The following is a 19443-nucleotide window of genomic DNA, read 5'->3' as shown; positions in this document are numbered from 1 at the left end:
ATAATTATAAAAATTTACATACGCTCTAAAAAAGACACTGCCTAAAACAGTGTCATTTGATTTTCTTCATCCAATCCCTCTAAAGCATTCATATCCGCTAACTTTTCAACTAATGTTTTTGAAAGCTGTGTACGCTTCAGTACATCTTCCTTAGATAGGAATGGTTTTTCTTCTCTTGCCTTTACAACAGACAAACCTACGTTTGAACCCAAACCATCAATACTTGTGAAAGGCGGAATAATCGCTTTTGGATCGTCTGGATCCACAATAAATTCAGTAGCCGCACTACGATTAATGCTAATGTTTGAGAATCTAAATCCACGCAAAACCATCTCTAAAGCAAGTTCTAACGTATCATAAATAGCTAACTCTTTATCACTTGGCTTTTGTGTTTTATCCTCTTTCATATGTTTGATATCCGCCATTCTTTGGCGAATTGCAGCCTCACCCTGAATCATGGTCTGCACATCATAAGCATCACAACGTATACTAAAATACATACAATAATAATGTACTGGCATATGTACCTTAAACCACGCAATACGCACAGCCATCATAACATAGGCAACCGCATGGGCTTTAGGGAACATGTACTTAATTTTTGTACAAGAATCAATAAACCATTCTGGTACATTGTTCGCCTTCATTTCGGTAACCCACTCATCTTTTAAACCTTTACCCTTACGAACACTTTCCATGATCGTAAATGATAATTTTGGTTTAACACCATACCCCATCAAATCAACCATGATATCGTCACGACAACCAATAACTTCATTCAACTTACAAGTACCATTATCAATTAGATCTTTGGCGTTTCCCAACCAAACATCGGTACCATGAGACAAACCAGAAATTGTGACTAATTCCGCAAACGTTGTCGGCTTTGTAAGTTCAAGAATACCACGAACAAATGGTGTACCAAACTCAGGAATACCCGCGGCTCCTGTAACTTCATTATATTTTGTCGTATCGATTTTTAGTGATTCAGTTGTCGAGAATATAGCCATAGTTTCCTGATCATTCATAGGAATCTGACGAACATTCACCCCTGTTATTCTCTCCAACATTTTCATAGCTGTAGGATCGACATGACCTAAAATATCAAATTTTAAGATATTATCATGAATCTGATGGAAATCGAAGTGCGTTGTTTTCCAAGTCGCATTTGGATTGTTTGCAGGATATTGAACAGGCGTAAAATCATGCACATCCATATCCAATGGCACAACGACAATACCACCCGGATGCTGACCCGTTGTTCTTTTTACACCTTCACAACCCTTAGCCAAATCTACACGCTTTGCCTCATTAAAAGGCTCACACTCCATCTCTTCTTCATATCCTTTAACATAACCATACGCCGTCTTCTCCTGAACCGTACCTACAGTACCTGCTCTAAAGACGTGATCATCTCCAAATACTTCTTTTGTATAGGCATGGGCATTCGGTTGATATTCACCGGAAAAGTTCAAATCGATATCGGGAACTTTATCCCCCTCAAAACCTAAGAATGTTTCAAACGGAATATCCTGACCATCTCCACGCATGATTTCACCACAAACCGGACACAGCTTATCCGGCAAATCAAAACCAGACTTAGCTTCATCCCCATCTAAAAACTCATAGTGCTGACAATTTTTACATACATAGTGAGGTGTTAATGGGTTTACCTCAGTAATATTGGACATTGTCGCAACAAAACTAGATCCTACAGATCCACGCGAACCTACAAGATATCCATCATCATTACTCTTCTTAACTAGTAAGTGTGAAATATAATATACTACATAGTAACCATGACCAATAATACTATCTAACTCACGAGTTAAACGTTTCTCTACAATGTCTGGCAAATCATTTCCATACCATTGGTGAGCTGTTTCAAAACAAATATCACGCAACTTTTGGTCAGATCCCTCAATGTCAGGTGGATACAACTTATCTTTGATTGGAAAGATAGGCTCTGTTAATAACTTCAATTTATTTGTGTTTTCCACAACAACCTCATAAGCTACATCTTCACCCATCCATTCAAATGCCTTCAACATCTCATCCGTCGTCAACAAATGCTGATTTGGATTGCTCGTAGCTTTACGCGCTTGTTTATTATAAATATATAGAGGATGTCTAGCATTACCAATTGCCTTGGCATTAATATATACATCACGAAGACGTTTCTCATTAGGATTCACATAGTGTGCATCACTTGAAGCAATCACCATCTTACCCGCTTCTTTTGCGGTATCATAGATAAACTGCAAATACCACTTCAAATCATCCACATCTGTAATGCTTCCACGATCCAATAAATTCTTATAACACTCTAATGGCTGTAACTCAATGTAGTCATAATAGCCCATAGCTTCCAATAATTCTTTTTTACTTCGCGTATGCGCCAATTCAAAAATTTCACCATTCTGACAAGAAGAACCAATTAATAAGTTGCCGTTATCCCACTTCTTTGAGATTTCCTCCTTAATAATACGAGGCTGACCATTTTCTTTACCCATACTCACCAAATATTGTGTATGTGATAAAGTAATCAATTCAAACAATTCTTTTAAACCATCCTTATTCTTTGCAAATACCGTCATATGATATGGACGATTTCTCTCATATGGTTTTTTCGAAGCGTATTTCTCACATCCACTTTCCATATCAACTAATGTATCTAAAGTAGCTTCATGTCCTAATTGATTCATCATATTATACATGACTTGTGAAAGTACATCCGCATCATAGTCGGCACGGTGCGCACCTTCACCATCATAACTCACACGATAATGACGACATACACTTCCTAGATTAAATCGCTTTTGATCATCCGGAAGCATCGCATACGATAGTGGCAATGTATCAATCACAGGATTTGTCAGTTCATCACGACCTGTTTTTCTGCAGGCTGCATTCATAAAGCCAACGTCAAATGTCGCATTATGTGCAACTAAAATAGAATCTCCAATAAATTCTAACAACTCATCTAAAGCATCTTCAATAGGTTTTGCACGATCTACATCATTTTGTGTAATATGCGTTAAATTTGAAATGTGGGCAGGAATTGTACGCTTTGGATTAATGAACCTCTGTAAACGTCCAACCTCTTCACGATTTTTGATTTTAACCCCACCAAATTCAATAATTTCATCACGCGTATTTGAAAGACCCGTTGTTTCTAAGTCAAACACGACAAATGTTGCATCTTCAAGTTTGCGATGATCATTATTATATACAATATGATATTTAGAATCTGCCACAAGCATTTCACAACCATACAACATTTTAAATTCACGATTCGGATCTTGTTTGACCAAAGCCTCAATCTTATGTTGTGCCATTGGAAAAGCCTGTACGACCTGGTGATCACACACACCGATAGAATCCATACCCCAGTCATAGGCAGTCTGAATAAATTCTTCGATTGCACAAACACCATCCATTTCTGAAAAATTAGAGTGAACATGCCATTCCGTTCTTTTTACTTTCGCATGATCTTCTCTTTTCTTTTCATTTGAGATTTCTAATTTACGAACCATAAAAGAGTCGCACTTTGAGAATGAATCATAAACAACTTCACCCGTTAACACAACATGCATGCCTTTTTTTACCGCTTGAATCTCTTCAATAGGACATCTTGCCCCTTCAAAACGTTTGGCAACAATCGCATCATCATAATCACTGATATACAACATCTGCAAAGTTTTACCACTCTTCATAACACGATTATCAATATCGAAAATATGTCCTTCAATTTGAACATTTGAATAGCCCACTCGTAAATCTGCAATCTTATATGTTGTAGCTGATTCCTTCTTATAGCTGTTTGAAGAAGGATACTGCTTCTTAACTGGCTCTTGTTTAACAACTGGTGCACTCACTTGAACCTTTGCCGTTTCAATCTCTATATCATCTTCAACTTTTTTACACACAATTTCCTGCGTAATCCCTACATCCTCTAACTTTTCCATTAATGAAGGTAAAGCCAAATTTAAAGCAGCAAGACGAGACTCATCGCGTGTAGAAAAACAGATTGTATCATTTTCCAAATAAGGATGTAGAAAGCGAAAATCCTTCACATCACTATATTTTTCCACAAAATAATTTACATAACGATCCAGTTCATCCATTTCAATAACGCTATTCTTTGTGTGCATATGCAACTTTACATGAGTATGCAAAGAAAGCTGAAGCTTAGTAATGATCTGTTCATAAATTTCCAAAGGAATTACATTCTCAAATTCAATGTAAAAATCAACCATTTTATGCGCTGTATGAAATACAGGATTCTCATAAAAAGTCGCATTTTTAAAATACGCATATAATTCCGGATCTAGTAATTTCTCAAATACTTCCATTTTATTTTGCCATCTTTTCAAAAGCATCCTTAGCTGCTTTTTGTTCCGCCTTTTTCTTTGTGCTGCTCGTTCCCTGACCTAATAAAATATCATCTAAATACACACCCATTGTGAAGGTTGGTGCATTACTTGGACCTTTTTCTTCTAACAATTTATATTGAATTGTCTTTCTAGAATCTGCCTGAATCACCTCTTGTAAATGTGTTTTATAGTCTGTAACAGCCTCACTCTTTTCTTGTTTAAATACTGGCTTCATATATTTTGTCAAAATCTCGTCACAAACGGCATATCCCTGATCAATATAAATAGCTCCGATGCAAGCTTCAAATTGATCGGCCAAAATACTTTCTCTATGGCGTCCACCCGTTTTTTCTTCACCAACACCTAGACGCAAGAATTCATACCATCCTAATTGTCTATTCAATACGGCTAATGTAGATTCACACACTGTCTGTGCACGAAGTGTTGTCATTTGTCCTTCACGCATTTTGGGTTCCATCAAAAATAATTGTGTAGCACTCCAAATTTGTAAAACAGAATCTCCCATAAATTCTAAGCGCTCATTGTCTCCCATTTCACGATGATGTTCATTGGCATACGAAGAGTGTGTACAAGCTTCTAGATAAATATCTTCATCTTTATATTGATATCCATTTGCCTTTAACCAATCAATAAACTTTTCCATTTTATTCTTCTCCTTTTTTAAGATCTTCTAATACACAAGCAGGAACAAATCCCGAAATGTCCTGACCATATTTAAATAGTTCTCTTACGTTTGAACTTGAGTACAAACTATATTCAGGACGAGTAAATAAACATACTGTCTCAATGTCCTCATTCAATCTTGCGTTCATAAACGCCATGTTTTGCTCGTATGTACAATCCACACCATTACGAATTCCACGTACCAGCACAGTCGCATTCACACTTTTGCATGCCTCGACAACTAATCCCGACTGAATCTTGCATGTTACGTTTGACAAGTGCTTCGTTGATTCATTCAACCATTTTAATCTTTTTTCCTCTGTAAACTCATTATTTTTATCTGAGTTTGGCGAAATAAAGACCACTAACTGATCAAACAACTTACTAGCTCTTTCAATAATATCTAAATGACCATAAGTAACTGGGTCAAATGTTCCGCAAAATGCTGCTATTTTCATTCTTAATTCTCCTCTTTTTGATAATAAGAAATACGCGTAATACCATATGTCTTCTCTTTATATTTTATGAATGAAGCTATTTTTTCTGGCCACACCTCTTCTTGCAGGCTTTCCACTACAATAACTCCATCTGATTTTACAATATCCAAATCCTCTAATTTTTGAATCAACTTTTCATTTTCCTGTTTCGCATACGGAGGATCAATATAAACTACATCATACTTTAAAGTCAAACGCTCCAATACACTAAAAATATTTCCACAAATAATTTTGGTCTCTTTTTCTGCCTTTAAACTCTTTACATTCTCCTTAATGACAGAAATGGCCCCTTTATTATTGTCCACCAAAGTCGCATGATCCATTCCGCGACTCACAGCTTCTAAGCCCATATTTCCAGTTCCACTGTAACAATCTAAAAAGTTACCACCATCAAACATGTTCCCCAAACTTGAGAAGATGGCCCCTTTAATTTTATCTTGTGTTGGTCTAGTCGTATCATTTTTAGGACTTTTTAATGATCTAGACCCATATTTTCCCGCTACAATTCTCATGATAATCGATCCATCTCCCTTCTTCGGATTGCACAAATGCAGTTTTGTGCCAATCCCATTGTCAACATAATTGAAATCAAGCTTGTACCTCCACTACTTATAAATAGTAGGGGTACTCCGGTAAAAGGAATCAGGCTAGCCACACCACCAGCATTCAAAAAGAAGTGCATAAATAGATAAACGCCTGCGCCACCCAATATTATTTTGTACATATCCTCACTTGTTTTAAAGGCATAATAAAATAAGCGAAATTCAATAATTCCATACAGAATAACCAATCCAAACAAACCAAAGATACCTGTTTCTTCAATCAATACAGCTAAAATATAGTCATTGTCAGCCTGTGTTAAATAACCATATTTACGTGCCGAGTTTCCAATGCCTTTTCCAACAATATTCGAGCTTGCGATTCCATACAAAGAATTGGCTGGTTGATATCCATCCCCATAAACATCGTTATATGGATTTTTGAAGTTTTCAACACGCACCGCAATATGTGCAAAGGGCGTATGTTTTAAGATTTCATTTCCTATATTTGTAAATCCAAACAAAACAACGCCAGAAATAATTCCTCCATAAATAAGTACTTTTAATACGCGTTGTGTATGTTGTAAAACAGGATATTTTGGAATCATGATACAAGATATAAAGATAAATCCAATGATAACAGCGGTTCCTGTATCTTTTTGAAAAAGCACAATGATACATATACAAATAAATGCGGCCCACGCCCTTTTAAAGAGTCTACCCTTTTCCTTTAACATAATTGATTTCTTTTTTGCGCGATACAAGCATGTCGCACAAATAATCAGCAATAATGGTTTTGCAAATTCACTTGGCTGCAAAGATATACCGGCAACCTGAATCCAGGCATGGCTTCCTCCAATTTCTGGAAACGCAAATGGAAGTACCATTATGAACAAACAAAGTGGAACAATAAACCATTCTGCTTTTGAATACCATCGAAAGCGAAACAAACGATTCATAAACCACATGGCAATATATCCACATACGCAAAATACACTTTGTTTAACAATTACTTTTGGGACAATGTTAGGAGCATATGTCGTTTTTCCTACATTGGTTGATACAATCGTAAATGTTCCAATCAACAAAAGAAGCGACACCGCCCAATTAATATACTTATCACACTTTGGATCCAATGCGAAAAATGATAATTTTCCCTTCTTTTTTTGTTCGGACATGTAAATCCCCCCATCATAAATTCTATTTTAGCATATTTTCAAAAATCATTTGTCAATAATTCGAAAATGCTATAGAATGTTTGCGAGGATGATTACTATGAAAATAACAAGCAAAGATATTATATTGGATACAGACGAAAGAATTCGTATGCAAAGTGAACCTGTTCAATTGCCTTTATCAAATGAGGACAGAGAACTTTTACAGGCCATGTTAGATTATGTGCGTAATTCACAAGATGATGAAATTGCCGAAGCCGAAGGTTTACAGCCGGCCGTTGGTATTGCAGCTGTACAAGTTGGTGTTTTAAAACAAATGATTGCTGTTGTGATTCCTTATGAAGATGGTGTAGATGAAGTTGCACTAGTCAATCCTAAAATCATTTCCGAATCCGTACAAAACGCATATTTAGATAATGGAGAAGGTTGTTTATCCGTAAAAGGCGAACATCCAGGACATGTTTTCCGTCATGCAAGAATTAAAGTTCGTGGTTATGATTTGATTCAAGATAAAGATGTAACAATTTCAGCGGAAGGATATTTCGCAATTTGCCTTCAACACGAAATCGATCACTTATCAGGTACTCTTTTCTACGATCATATTGATGCCAATAATCCATGGAAAAGTGATGATGAGGCAGAAGTCATTTAAGCTTCTGCTTTTTTAAATCGCGTAGCTTTGCTATAATAACAATAGAGTCATTAAATTATAGAAAGAGGTCGAATATGCCAAAAACACAACAACAAGCGTTTGGGCATGCATCGAACAAAAAACCATATCATGCAAAAAATCACGTTGAAAAAGGTGATACTTTGATTTACGCCTTAGGGGGATTAGGCGAAGTCGGTAAAAATATGTATTGCTACGAACACGAAAATGAAATCTGTATCGTAGATTGTGGCGTTTTGTTTCCAGGTGATGAACTATTAGGAGTTGACTATGTAATTCCTGATTATCATCATTTGATTCGCATGAACAAAAAAAGAAAGTTTTTAGTAATTACCCATGGTCACGAGGATCATATTGGAGGAATTCCATTCTTACTAAAACAAGTCCAAATTGATGCTATCTATGCACCTCGTTTTGCGAAGGCTTTGATTCTTAAAAAGTTAAGTGAACATAAAGGACTAGAAAAAACAAAAATTATAGAAATTGATGAAAACTCAAGTATCTCAACAAAATACTTTAAAGTTGGTTTCTTCAATACCATCCACTCTATCCCCGATTCTTTAGGTGTACATATCACATGTCCTAATGGATCTATTGTCCACACAGGTGACTTCAAATTTGACTTAACTCCTGTTGGAACAAATGCAGACTATCAGAAAATGGCATTTATCGGTGTCACAAAACCAGACTTATTGATGTCAGATTCTACAAACTCTGGAGTTGAAGACTTCTCTATTTCAGAAAGAAAAGTTGCCAATGAAATCCAGGACATTATGCGTAAGACAAAACAGCGTTTAATTGTTGCGACATTCGCATCCAACGTACATCGTGTTGCTCAAATCATTGAAGCTGCTACTAAATTTGGTAGAAAAGTAATCGTATTTGGTCGTAGTATGGAAAATGTTGTCGATATTGGACGAAAGATGGGAACAATCAAAGTTAAAAATTCAGACTTCTTAAGTCCTGAAGAATTAGCTTATACACCAGATGATAAAGTTTGTATTATTTGTACAGGAAGTCAGGGTGAACCTTTGGCTGCCCTATCAAGGATTGCGAATGGTACACACCGCTTTATTCACTTAAAACCTGGAGATACAATCGTATTCTCAAGTAATCCAATTCCAGGAAACCAATCCAGTGTCAATCGTGTTATTGATAATTTATTTAGATCGGGTGCTACAGTATTGACAAAATCCATCTTAAATAACTTGCATACAACGGGACATGCTTCTAAAGAAGAACAAAAACTAATGTTACAGTTAGTTCGTCCAACCTATTTTATGCCAATTCATGGTGAATATAAGATGTTGATGCAACACCGTCAAACCGCAATGGAAACAGGTATTCCTAAAGAGAATATCTTTGTATGCGCAAATGGAGATATTTTAATTTTAAGAGATCACAAAGTACTACAAAGTGACTGGCGATACCAAGGTGACGATATTTATGTCGATGGAAATGATATTTCCGGATTATCCACTGCTGTTTTAAAAGATCGTCGAATCTTAGCCGATAATGGATTAGTTGCTGTTATCTTAGCTATCGATTCAAAAGAAAACAAAATCTTAATGCGACCAGTCATCGTATCACGTGGATTTGTCTTCATAAAAGATTCACAGGGATTGATCAAAGAAGCTGAATATATTGTGAATAATTCTCTTCAAGAAAAGATGAAAGAGAAAACCACTTTCTCTGAAATCAAAAACTGTGTACGCTCTACATTAGAACCATTCTTATACAAGAAGACACATCGGAACCCAATTGTAATTCCAGTTATCTTGAATTCAAAACAAACAATGGAAGAACTTCAAAAGAATCGTAAGAACAATTTCCATGCAAGAAAACCAAGAGCAACAAAGGCATCCTAGTGATGTCTTTTCTATTTTATGATAAAATAGTTTCATGACAAAGTTACAGAAACAAATGTTTATCATCATTGCCATATTATTTGCGATCGTATTAAGTATGCTAGGATCTTTGAAAATCGCAAAAAATGTTGAGCCCGAACAATTGAGTGTACAATATAAAACATTGAAAGATGAAAAGATTCCATCCTCAATGAATGATGTATCCATTGTTTATTTTACGGATGTGCAATATGGTAAATTTGAAAATAAAAAAAGAGCCGACAAACTCTTTAATAAAATTGAACATTTAGATCCAGACATTCTGATTTTTGGTGGCGATCTATTTGATGAAACCTGTCAAATGAATCAAGAAGACATGGATTATATCACCAATAAATTATCTAAGATGCATGCTCCACTAGGTAAGTTTTGTGTCTTAGGCGAAAAGGATGATGCAAACAACGACGTAGTTCGTTCCATTTTAAATCAGGCACAATTTGAAATATTAGAAAATGAAACAATTCTTCTTACAAACAAAAAAGAGGAAGGCATTACATTAAGTGCATTATCAAATATTCCAGATCCAAGTAAAATTTCAACGTCAGACAAACAATACAATCTGCTCATTACTCACATGCCAGATACACTGACTAATGAAGAATTATCCACAAAATCAATATCCCTTGCATTATGTGGACACTCTCATGGCAATCAAATCACATTCCCTATTTTTGGTGGATATAAATCGATAGATGGGGCAAAATCATTGAATCGTTCCCACGCAAAACGTCTTGCCTTTCCATACATCATTTCATCCGGTGTAGGATGCACACACGTAAATCTTCGTTTTATGGCAAAACCAGAAATCTATTATTTCATGCTACAAAGTAAATAAGAGGCTTTTTAAATCAGCCTCTTATTCTTTTTTCTTTAGACATTGAATTAGAAGTTCATTGTTCTTTTTGATTTCATCTTTAATAGAAGCTAGTTCTAACAAGATGAATACTAAGATTATTATGATAAAGATAGTTAGAAACATGCATGTCACCCTCTTTTCTATTCGAATATCTCTACTTAAATTTTATCATAATAATACTACTACGGATTTTTATCTTCTTTTTTCTATTAATAATAAGTATGGACAATGATCCAACAACAAGTTTTGTACTTTCTGTACCTGAATCGATGTTTGTGTTTTTAAAAACTCTTCCATACATTTAGCTTCTTCCTGTCCCGATTCATGTGGATACATCACAAGTGCCATTCTTCCTTTTACTTTTAAAAGTTTTAGAGCTTGTCTAACTGCACTTACACTTGAAGAAGATTGGGTTGTGATGTCACGATCACCTTGAGGAAAATACCCAAAATTAAATATGATTGCATCCACTTCTTCATAAATATATTCTTCCATATGTTCATGTCCAACATTATAGAAACAAGTTCTTTGATCATCCAATCGTTCTTTTGTACTTTCAAAAACATCCCTTTGAATTTCAAAGCCATATACTTTATGCACATTCTGCGACAAAAAGAAATCTGTATCTTTTCCCTGTCCTAATGTCGCATCCACACATATTGCTTGTTTATGAAGAACTGGCTTTAAAAATTCATGGGATAAATCAACCATGGATTTCATCGTAGTCTTAATGCCTCTTTATATAACATATAATCTTCGGTTTTATCACACACAAAACATACATGAATAGCCCTTGTCTCAGGAAACTTATTCATTAATCGTTTTACGGTTTGAATCGCAATTGCACAAGCCTCATGATTTGGATATGCATTGATACCTGTAGAAATACATGGAAAGGCAATATTGATCGATTCCATATCATTTTTTCGCATATAATCATACGCCAATGCCATACTATTCCAATAACATGCAGCCAAGTATTCATCTTCATTATGAGCGCCATCTATATAACGAGGTCCACACGTATGAATAACTGCTTTACATGGCAAATTAAAAGATTCTGTCATCTTAGCTTTTCCTACTTCTAAACCATTTAAAGCCTGACAAGCCTTCATCATTTCATTTCCAGCCTGATGAAATATCTGTGCGCTCACTCCTTGCATTGGTAAAACTTGTTGATTGGTTGGATCCACAATCAAATCAAAATCCAATAATGATATATTTCCTTTTAATGTACTAATCATTCGTCTTCTCCCATCTTAGTCATTCGACTTGATAATTTTTGTGCAGAAATAGAAACCGCATGGAATTGTGTTGCCAAAGTTTCCAACGTTTTTTCTGCCCTTACACTTCTTTCTACAAGACGATTCGCATCCTCCTGCAGCAACAAAATATTTCGTTCGATTTCTTCCATATGGCTTGTGCGATAAAAATCCTTTGTACTTGATAGTAAAGTCATCACTTCCGCTACAAGTGTAGTTGGAGATACCAACATAACATGTTTTTGAAGGGCATATGTAAATAAATCATCACATTTAGCACATACAAATTGATAAATCGCTTCACTAGGCACAAACAATAAAGCATAAGGCATCGTATCCATATTAATATATTTATTTGCTACATCATCAATATGTTTTTTCATATTCATCTTAAAAGGTCTTAGATATGTATCCATATCTTCCTGAAGATTCATATAATTTTCCATAGGAAACTTTGAATCAATACACAACACTTTATTCGTGTCTGGTAAATGAAAAGCACAATCCGCAATCTTTCCATTTGGCAAAGTATACTGCATCGAATAGATAGATGGATTTTGACCACAATATACACTTAGAAGCATATCCAATTGATATTCTCCCCAGTTTCCTCTAAGTTTTGTATTTGTCATGACCATATTCATACGATATAAATACTCTTCCATTTGATTCAAGCTCACTTTTGAAGTAGCCTGATTCTTTTGAACATCCTGTACTTGTTTTAAAAGATATTCAAAATTCTTTTGTAGAATCAAAGAATCTGCACTTGAAGTTTCTACTTCCTTCGACTTATTTTGCATCAACAAAACAATCAAGCATACAATCACAACGCATAATAATATTAAGATAATGATTTCCATTAAAACCTCCATACGAAAAGAAAAGAGACAAAAATATTTGTCCCCTATTTGTACGTTTATTATAGTTCAACTCGAAATGAATTACTACATCTTTTGAAATTCTTTCATATATTCCACAAGAAAATCAGCCGTAGCTTCCACCATTTCTTTACCCCATTCATACGTTGCATATTTAGGATGATCCTTGCCAAACCAGCCATTATCACTACTTAAACGATTGCTTCTAGGAACTGGAATATCCACGCCTTTAAAGTTTACGGTTTGTGCATTGGAAGCTGTTAATTGAGGTGTAAACTGATTTAAATTTGAATCTTCAATCTTATCCTTTTGAACTAAACTTTCATCCACATACAACATAGCTGCCGTTTCCTGACCTGCACCATGGCCTCCGGCCCATTCTGGATTGATTTTTCCAGCAATAGTCCACCAGTCAAAAATTGTACCCACAGCTCCCTTCTTATATAAATGACGACATACTTTACTTAATGCATGTGTGTTTCCTCCATGTCCATTTAAGAACACAAAATGTCGAGCACCACAATCATATAGTCGATCACTGATTCTTTTCATAACCATTTCTAATAAATCACTACCAATTGAAATTGTACCCGTGTATTCTGTATGAAAATCGGCATCCCCATAAGGTAAGGTTGGGCAAATCAATACATCACTTTGTTTTTCAATTAGTTCTAAAATCTTATTAGGAATCATAGTATCTGTTCCTAATGGATTGTGGATTCCATGATTTTCAGTACTCCCCGTTGTAAGTATCACCATATCATGATCCTTAAAATATTCTTCGCAATCTTTCCAACTCATTCTTTCAAGTCGCATAACTTCACTTCCTATCTTTATATATGTATAATACTCCTATCGAAAGGAAAATTTCTATGGATATTAAAATTTTATTGTTTATACAAGAAAACATTCGTCACTACATACTCACACCCTTCTTCACCTTGATCACAAACGAATACTTTTTATATATTCTTCTAGGAATCGTATTGATTTATATGTTCAAGAAAAATGAAGATACTAGAAGACTCGCAAAAGAAACAATTATTGCCTTTTTGATTTGTACCGTATTATTCGTCGTATTAAAACTCATATTTCAAAGACCTAGACCCTTTGATGCGTTTAATGAACTTATTCCATTAGTGGATAAACCTAGTGATTATTCATTTCCATCTGGACACACCGCATCTGCCTTTATTTGTGCCTTTATGGTATATGATGGTCTTCCTAAGAAGTATAGTATTCTAATTTTCATACTCGCAATCCTTGTTGCGTTTTCTAGACTCTATGTGGGCGTTCATTATCCAACGGATATTCTTGCAGGCATTGTGCTTGCGTACATTGTTTATAAATTCATGAAAAAGACTATGTCAACTAAATGACATAGTTTTTTTGTGGGCGTATAATAAACACAGATATAAAACGAGTTAACATTACACAAAAAAAGGAGGATTATTGTATGTTACACGAAGTATCTTTTACATCTTATAATGAACGCGATCAAGTGCAAGCTTGGATTTATGTTCCTGCATGTAAGCCAAATGGAATCGTTCAATTAATTCATGGATTTGGCGAACACTCAAGACGCTATATCCATATGATTTCGGCTTTTCTAGATGCTGGTTATATTGTAGCCGCTGATGATCATGTAGGTCATGGAAAAACCGCAATGGTGAATAATGTCTGGGGTGACTGGGGAGATAAAGGATGTCACACCATGATGGAAGATGAACACACATTAAAGAAAATTGTATGTGAGAAGTATCCAAATTTACCTTACTTCTTATTTGGTCACAGTATGGGTTCATTTATCACAAGAGATTTTATCGCAAAATACGGAAATGAATTAAATGGTGCAACAATTTGTGGTACAACAGGCATTTTCCGTGGTGCTAAAGAAGTTAAAGAAAAATTGAAAGAAATCATTGATGCAGGCCACGGTGAAGAGTCTGATCCAAATGTTGTAGGCTCACTTATGGACTGGATGTGCGAACGTTGTGGTGAAGTTCAAATTGGAAATGAATGGATTTGCCATGATCCATACGTACAAAAGGACCATGCGCAAGATCCATTTGATGCCTTCACAAGACCTACTAGCAATCGTTCTATTTATGATTTTATCCAAATGATGCTTACAATTGAAGGAACTCAATGGGCCAAAAAAGTACCTAAAAAATTACCTATTTACAATATTGCTGGTGATCAAGATCCAGTTGGCGAATATGGTCTAGGAGTATGTCAAGTCAGTAACTGGCTTGTAGAAACTGGACATCATGTCACAACTAAATTATATTCTGGCTATCGTCATGAAATTCATAATTATGCAGAAATCAAAAATGAAGTTGAAGCCGGAATTATTGAATTTATGAATTCAAATTTATAAGGGTGTAATTCAATTTACACCTTTTTCATTAAAGGAGCTAACTATGTTTAAGACAATGCGAAGATTCAAACAAAAATTATCTGAAGAAAAAATTTATAGAGATACTTACCAATGAACCTCATGGCGTATTATCTTTAATCAGTGATACGGGATACCCCTATGTTTTTTCTATTACACATTGGTACGATGAAAAAAAACGGACATATCTATTTTCATGGAGCAAAAGAAGGACATAAAATGGATTGTTTAAAACAACGTGATAAGGCTAGTTTTTGTGTCATGGATAAAGGCTTTAAAAAAGATGGTGAAATCGTAAGTGATCCAGCTGGTATTAATAATGATGGTAAATGATCCAGATAAAGTCAAAGAAATATGCACGCAACTCTGCCTAAAATTTACCGATGATCAAAATTATATTGATCATGAATTAAAATATTCCGGACCTAGTGTACAATGTTTTGAACTCATCCCTGATTATATATCTGGAAAAATCATTAAGGAATCTTAATTGAGTTTAGCATGCAGTAATGTTACTATTAATACGATAAAGTTGAGGAAGTATTATGGCAACACCAGCAACATTAGAACAATGGAAAGAACTCTATGATTTGGCTATTGAAATCACAAAATTAAGGCCTTGGAACTCATATTGGAACATGGATTTAATTGCAGTAGAAACAAAGAAAAATGAAGAGCCAAACTTCGTATCCATTATGGGTAAAAGTGGAACATGCACAGGTATCAGTGTTTATCGAGGCATGGAAGGTTATAGTGATTTTTGCCAAATCTGCAATGACGACTATAATGTACCTGCAACGTTTGTGATGTCCGATCAAAACTGCATTACTTGTTATTGGGGAAATCGTGATGAAATCGATGATGAAATGTATTCAATTATCAAACAATTAGGTCTTCGTTTTCGTGGCAATGGGAACTGGATTTATTTTAAAACTTTTGAAAAGAAAAGTTTTCCAAGCCTTCCAAACTATGGTGAAATCAAAATGTTGATTGAAACCTATAAAGGATTGATTGAAACATTAAAACATGAAGATTATCAAGAGTCCATCTTTGAAGGAGGAGATATTCTTTACACACAAAAATATAAAGATGGAAATTGGTTCTCTTATACTGTACCTAGGCCTATGGAACCAGAACGTTATAATACGATTCTTGTCAATGATTCAAATCTAATTGATTATTTTAAAAATATAAAGGATGGAGATTTAGAACTTGCGATTGATATGGATTATATGATGGTTCCCACAAATGATGAAGGTTTTGAAAGGCCCATCAATCCATTAGCCTATATAGTATTTGATTTAAGAAATAACCAAATTTTACACTTTGATTTAATTCACCCAGATCAAGAAGATTATGAAGTCATTATGAATAATTTTTTGGGTGCCATCGAACATTTTGGTAAGCCTAAACATGTATATGCCAGAAATCCATATATTCTAAATTGGCTTGATTTTATTTGTGAGAAATTAGATATTCCTCTAGTTAAAGATAATTTGGAAGAAATCGATGATATTTTTAATATGTTAAAACATATGGATATGGAGTAATGAAATGAAAAAGGAACTACAAAAACAAATGGATTCCATGATGAATATGACAATGGAAGCCATCACAAACAACAAGAAATTAGAACCTGCATTAAATGAATTATTCAAATATGCACCACAAGATGAAAAATATCAATTCATCTTACTTCATGAAATCGCCAATCAATATCTACATGAATTATTAGATATTGATTCTGAATTCCACGATTATTCTTTTGAAGAAGGTATAAAGATTTGTATAGAAGAAAAAACGGACTATTTAAAGGAAAGATTTCAAATTTGTACCATTCAGTTTCAATTGGACGACATCACAAGAACCATCACATTCCCTAAAAGACTTCCATTAGCGGATATGACATATTTTGTGATGTCTAGTTTAGACATAGTATGCAGCTATGATTTCATGATCAATTGTGAAGGCATTGATTATTCTACTGAAGAAATGCAGATTTGTTCCATTGCCGATTTATGTTTAGAAAAGAGTGATATGTTCTTACTATCCTTCTTCGATTCTGGAACAGACGAATTTTATCCTGTAACTGGAAAGCTCATCAATGAAGAGCTGAATAATAAAGAAATTGAATTGGAACGCATTCAAGTTATTGAAACTCAAAATGAAGGACCTTGGGTAGAAGAAAACGAACGCCGTACTTTAGAAGAACAAAATGATCAATTGGTTTCTGGATTCTTCTTTAATAAGATGTTCTATGAAAGACCCGATCTATTTGAAGAATTAGAAAATGGTAAAGACATCGAGGAATTACTTTTCCAAATGATTGATGAAGAATTAAATGATGATGTATTTGATACAGACTTATTAAACTAAAAAGGATCGATTTTCGATCCTTTTCCTTTGGCTTGTAACGAATAAGAGAAAAGAGCAATTTTACAAGCCATGATATATTATTCTTCATATTTTAATGCATCTTTGCCACGAGCTCCTGTTGAGATACGAACAACATCCGCAACATCGTAGACAAAGATTTTTCCATCCCCAATATTTCCAGTATACAATGCCTTTTTAGCTGCCTTAACAACATCTGCTACAGGAACTTCACTTACAACAACTTCAACCTTTAATTTAGGAAGCAATTCCATATTTACTTTAGCACCACGATAGTAGCTTGTTTGGCCCTTTTGCACACCACAACCAGATACTTTTGTGACCGTCATACCACCAATACCAATTTCATTCAATGCAGTCTTAATCTTATCAAATTTCTCAACCTTAGTAATAATAACAACCTTTGAAATAGAACCATCACTATGAATAACTTTTGTAGGTACGGCATCATCCAATTCTACACTTGGAGTGTAGCTAGAATCTTGAATTGTTTCTAAATAATCACCAGGAACATCGGCTTCTAAGGCAAAACCTGCATATGCACTTTCCAATCCATGTTCCATTTTATCAAGACCCACAATTTCTTCATGTGCACTAACACGTAATCCAACAGTCTTTTTAATAATGTAGAAAGTAATAAACATAGTTACAACAGTCCATGCACCAATTGCCAATAAACCTAATAATTGAACGCCTAATAAATGGAATCCACCGCCATAGAATAATCCTTGTGCTTCAGGCATTGTATCTGTACCACACGCAAATAATCCAACACAGATTGTTCCTAATAAACCATTTCCAAAGTGTACGGCAACAGCTCCTACTGGATCATCTACTTTTAATTTATAATCCAACAACCATACAATGAAACAAACCATACATCCAGATAAGATACCAATCACAAATGATCCAAATACGTTTACGGCATCACATCCTGCAGTAATCGCTACTAAACCTGCCAACGAACCATTTAAACACATCGCAACATCTGGTTTTCCATATTTAATCCAAGTAATCAACATAACTGTACACGTCGCAACGGCAGGTGCTACTGTAGTTGTCGCAAAGATTGTAGCTAACTGAATACCATTTGTAGCAGCTGCACCATTGAATCCATACCAGCCAAACCATAAGATGAAACATCCAAGTGCACCAATTGTTAAGCTGTGACCTGGAATTCCTCGTGGAGTTCCATCTTTATCAAACTTACCAATTCTTGGGCCTAACATCCATGCACCAATTAAAGCGGTTAAACCACCAACATAGTGAATGGCAGCACTTCCGGCAAAATCATGGAAGCCTAGGCTACTTAGCCAACCGCCACCCCATACCCAGTGTGCCTCAATTGGATATACAATTAAACTAATCACAAAACTATAGATACAATAAGAGATAAATTTTGTTCTTTCTGCCATGGCCCCAGAAACAATGGTTGCAGCTGTAGCACAGAACACTAAGTTGAATGTAAAACTTGACCAGTTTGTTCCGGCAAAATCTGTCAATGGACTTTCTCCCCATCCAACAAGTCCCGCAAAATCTTGTCCCATCAATAGGCTATAACCAATAATCAAGAATGCGACAGTTCCTAAACAGAAATCCATTAAGTTTTTCATAATGAAATTACCAGCATTCTTGGCTCTTGTAAATCCGGCTTCAACCATCGCAAATCCGGCCTGCATAAAGAATACAAATGCAGCTCCGATTAGGTACCATATTCCAAATACCTCTGTTAAAATCTTCTCCATAATATTCCCTGGTATATTGTAATTGACCCATCTAGCTGGTCATTTACAACATACATCTCCTT

At 35.1% G+C, this 19443-nt stretch carries 19 protein-coding genes; 8 read left to right on the top strand and 11 right to left on the bottom strand.

Annotated elements, in window-relative coordinates:
- Window positions 1-41: 41 nt before the first annotated feature.
- The 5 genes from KTQ83_RS01510 to KTQ83_RS01490 are packed head-to-tail and all read right to left on the bottom strand — an operon-like array spanning window position 42 to window position 7274.
- Window positions 42-4355: a PolC-type DNA polymerase III gene (locus tag KTQ83_RS01510; protein ID WP_244975719.1), complete on the bottom strand. Its 4314-nt coding sequence runs from the start codon at window positions 4353-4355 to the stop codon at window positions 42-44.
- 1 nt (window position 4356) lies between these two features.
- Window positions 4357-5040: a ribonuclease III gene (gene rnc, locus KTQ83_RS01505; RefSeq protein ID WP_117924560.1), complete on the bottom strand. Its 684-nt coding sequence runs from the start codon at window positions 5038-5040 to the stop codon at window positions 4357-4359.
- A gap of 1 nt (window position 5041) precedes the next feature.
- The gene (gene coaD / locus KTQ83_RS01500) at window positions 5042-5518 is read right to left on the bottom strand and encodes a pantetheine-phosphate adenylyltransferase (RefSeq protein ID WP_118114671.1); all 477 of its coding nucleotides are present in this window, start codon (window positions 5516-5518) and stop codon (window positions 5042-5044) included.
- 2 nt (window positions 5519-5520) lie between these two features.
- A complete protein-coding gene (rsmD, locus tag KTQ83_RS01495; protein WP_217255856.1) occupies window positions 5521-6069 on the bottom strand; it encodes a 16S rRNA (guanine(966)-N(2))-methyltransferase RsmD in 549 nt (182 codons plus the stop codon).
- A complete protein-coding gene (locus KTQ83_RS01490; protein ID WP_117924566.1) occupies window positions 6066-7274 on the bottom strand; it encodes an FtsW/RodA/SpoVE family cell cycle protein in 1209 nt (402 codons plus the stop codon). The genes rsmD and KTQ83_RS01490 overlap by 4 nt, the downstream gene beginning before the upstream one ends.
- Before the next feature lie 97 nt (window positions 7275-7371).
- Between KTQ83_RS01490 and def the strand changes: the two genes are divergently transcribed.
- From def to KTQ83_RS01475, 3 genes are all read left to right on the top strand, one after another.
- Window positions 7372-7923 (top strand): peptide deformylase, encoded by a 552-nt coding sequence (gene def, locus KTQ83_RS01485; protein ID WP_217255855.1) that lies wholly within the window; start codon window positions 7372-7374, stop codon window positions 7921-7923.
- Between the two features lie 74 nt (window positions 7924-7997).
- Window positions 7998-9809: a ribonuclease J gene (locus tag KTQ83_RS01480; protein ID WP_117924568.1), complete on the top strand. Its 1812-nt coding sequence runs from the start codon at window positions 7998-8000 to the stop codon at window positions 9807-9809.
- A gap of 34 nt (window positions 9810-9843) precedes the next feature.
- Complete coding sequence (locus tag KTQ83_RS01475; RefSeq protein ID WP_117924569.1) at window positions 9844-10683, top strand: metallophosphoesterase; 840 nt, start codon at window positions 9844-9846, stop codon at window positions 10681-10683.
- A gap of 21 nt (window positions 10684-10704) precedes the next feature.
- On the opposite strand, the gene KTQ83_RS12450 is transcribed toward KTQ83_RS01475, so the two are convergent.
- The 5 genes from KTQ83_RS12450 to KTQ83_RS01455 all read right to left on the bottom strand — a co-directional run bounded on the left by KTQ83_RS12450 (window position 10705) and on the right by KTQ83_RS01455 (window position 13660).
- The gene (locus tag KTQ83_RS12450; RefSeq protein WP_255466296.1) at window positions 10705-10827 is read right to left on the bottom strand and encodes a hypothetical protein; all 123 of its coding nucleotides are present in this window, start codon (window positions 10825-10827) and stop codon (window positions 10705-10707) included.
- Window positions 10828-10896: 69 nt separating this feature from the next.
- Window positions 10897-11424: a tRNA 5-(aminomethyl)-2-thiouridylate-methyltransferase MnmM gene (mnmM, locus tag KTQ83_RS01470; RefSeq protein WP_217255854.1), complete on the bottom strand. Its 528-nt coding sequence runs from the start codon at window positions 11422-11424 to the stop codon at window positions 10897-10899.
- A complete protein-coding gene (locus tag KTQ83_RS01465) occupies window positions 11421-11948 on the bottom strand; it encodes a macro domain-containing protein (protein WP_117924574.1) in 528 nt (175 codons plus the stop codon). The genes mnmM and KTQ83_RS01465 overlap by 4 nt, the downstream gene beginning before the upstream one ends.
- Window positions 11945-12826, bottom strand: a complete 882-nt coding sequence (gene rmuC / locus KTQ83_RS01460) for a DNA recombination protein RmuC (RefSeq protein ID WP_199593130.1) — start codon at window positions 12824-12826, stop codon at window positions 11945-11947. The genes KTQ83_RS01465 and rmuC overlap by 4 nt, the downstream gene beginning before the upstream one ends.
- 84 nt (window positions 12827-12910) lie before the next feature.
- Window positions 12911-13660 (bottom strand): creatininase family protein, encoded by a 750-nt coding sequence (locus KTQ83_RS01455; RefSeq protein ID WP_117924576.1) that lies wholly within the window; start codon window positions 13658-13660, stop codon window positions 12911-12913.
- A gap of 56 nt (window positions 13661-13716) precedes the next feature.
- On the opposite strand from KTQ83_RS01455, the gene KTQ83_RS01450 reads away from it, so the two are divergent.
- From KTQ83_RS01450 to KTQ83_RS01430, 5 genes are all read left to right on the top strand, one after another.
- Entirely contained in the window at window positions 13717-14223 is a 507-nt protein-coding gene (locus KTQ83_RS01450; RefSeq protein WP_158567592.1) for a phosphatase PAP2 family protein, read from the top strand.
- Between the two features lie 77 nt (window positions 14224-14300).
- Window positions 14301-15224 (top strand): alpha/beta fold hydrolase, encoded by a 924-nt coding sequence (locus KTQ83_RS01445; protein ID WP_217255853.1) that lies wholly within the window; start codon window positions 14301-14303, stop codon window positions 15222-15224.
- 159 nt (window positions 15225-15383) lie between these two features.
- Complete coding sequence (locus KTQ83_RS01440; RefSeq protein ID WP_217255852.1) at window positions 15384-15575, top strand: hypothetical protein; 192 nt, start codon at window positions 15384-15386, stop codon at window positions 15573-15575.
- A 212-nt stretch (window positions 15576-15787) separates the two neighbouring features.
- Window positions 15788-16792 carry a DUF7309 domain-containing protein gene (locus KTQ83_RS01435; RefSeq protein ID WP_217255851.1) on the top strand — a complete coding sequence of 335 codons (1005 nt, stop codon included), beginning with the start codon at window positions 15788-15790 and terminating at the stop codon, window positions 16790-16792.
- Between the two features lie 4 nt (window positions 16793-16796).
- Window positions 16797-17618 (top strand): hypothetical protein, encoded by an 822-nt coding sequence (locus tag KTQ83_RS01430; RefSeq protein WP_217255850.1) that lies wholly within the window; start codon window positions 16797-16799, stop codon window positions 17616-17618.
- A 77-nt stretch (window positions 17619-17695) separates the two neighbouring features.
- Here KTQ83_RS01430 and KTQ83_RS12445 read toward each other — a convergent pair whose 3' ends face one another.
- Window positions 17696-19381 (bottom strand): ammonium transporter, encoded by a 1686-nt coding sequence (locus KTQ83_RS12445; RefSeq protein ID WP_217255849.1) that lies wholly within the window; start codon window positions 19379-19381, stop codon window positions 17696-17698.
- Window positions 19382-19443: the final 62 nt, after the last annotated feature.

It is taken from the genome of Holdemanella porci (assembly GCF_019052655.1).
Lineage (GTDB): Bacteria > Bacillota_I > Bacilli_A > Erysipelotrichales > Erysipelotrichaceae > Holdemanella > Holdemanella hominis.
Note: the sequence above shows the minus strand (reverse complement) of the source record. Positions and strands in the feature narration are given on the sequence as shown.